Source organism: Ruegeria sp. CG11 (genome assembly GCF_056537245.1).
In genome coordinates this window covers 1-1,256 of the sequence record NZ_JBQFRE010000058.1, presented here as the reverse complement: position 1 = coordinate 1,256, position 1,256 = coordinate 1, and the positions used below count along the sequence as shown (strand labels likewise).

The 1,256-nt window shown below is 53.7% G+C and carries 1 protein-coding gene; it reads right to left on the bottom strand.

Going from position 1 to position 1,256, the window contains the following annotated elements; genetic code table 11:
- Nucleotides 1-125: 125 nt before the first annotated feature.
- Nucleotides 126-1,058 (bottom strand): IS481 family transposase, encoded by a 933-nt coding sequence (locus ACR0KW_RS24195; protein ID WP_480745117.1) that lies wholly within the window; start codon nt 1,056-1,058, stop codon nt 126-128.
- Nucleotides 1,059-1,256 lie beyond the last annotated feature (198 nt).

Sequence of the window (1,256 nt, the reverse complement as noted above, 5' to 3'; positions counted from 1 at the left end):
AGGCGACGGCTCCGGTTTGATGTTCGGCGTTCTCAAAAAGCGGTTTCATGTTCATATAGCGCTTGGAGGCCCATGTGGATCCGGCGATATACCTTAACCTGGCGGCCGCTAGGTGTGGAATCTGGTTAGGTTGTTCCATTTAAGGCCTGAATTGGGGTTTGATTGTTAATGCCCATGTGGGTGCGTTGAGTGTTGTACCAGTTCACCCATCTTGGCAGATCCTGTTTTCTGGCTCTTGATGATTTAAACGGGATGGCATAGGCCCACTCACGCAGCATGGTTTGAATGAAGCGTTCGGCTTTTCCGTTGGTTTTAGGCGTGTAGGGCCGGGTGCGGATGTGTTTTATGTTCAGCATCCGCAGTATCCTGCGGAACAGTTTTGCGATGTAACCGGAACCGTTGTCCGTCATCACTCGCTCGACTGCCACGCCCCGTCTGCGAAACCAGCGCAGAGCGCGGACAAGAAAAGCTGAGGTCGAGTGCCGGGTCTCATCGGGCAGAACTTCCACATAGGCAAGACGGGTGGCATCATCAATGGCCACATGCAGATAGTCCCAGCCAAGTCCCGGCGTGCGGCCTTTGCGATTGCCTGTAATGCGATGACCGTGCCCTTCAAAGCGCCCCAGTTTCTTGATGTCCAGATGTAATAGCTCCCCCGCTCGTTCGCGTTGATAGCGTCGCACAAGTGGCTTGGGATCAAGAGCCTTCAATTTACCAAGACCTGCATGCTTCAACCAAGCCGCAACTGTCGAGCGGGCAAGATTGAGCTTGGTCGCGATCTCTTGTGCCGTCAGACGGTAGTCCTTGCGAAGTTGTTCAGCTTTCTTGCGCCACCAGCTGGCCTGTACAGCAGCGGCAGACCTTGGCCGTGATGAGCGGTTCTCCAGACCGGCCCTTCCTTCAGCCAGGTAGCGGCCAATCCATTTACGCACCGTGCGAACACTGACTGCAAACGCCCGGGCAACCTGTTCCACCGGTTGCCGCTGTTCCAGCACTCGTTTTACCATCTGCTCTCGACTATACGTCGTGGTTCGGGCATTCTTATGCGGGTTGTTCATCTCATGGATCTCTTGTGTTGTTTTGTGGTGAAACCAACATCAAACATCTGAACGCGATGAACAACCTCTTCAGAGAACACAACTAGCCACACTCAACGACACTGACACATCCGCGAAACCAACGGTATGACACCTATAAGCCCTTTATTGTGCAGGTGGGTATGGCATTGCGCGGTACCGAGCAAAACAAACTCAAGC

Excerpts from the sequence above, each read along its gene's own strand:
- ACR0KW_RS24195 (WP_480745117.1), bottom strand. The coding sequence starts at position 1,058 with ATGAACAACCCGCATAAGAATGCCCGAACCACGACGTATAGTCGAGAG.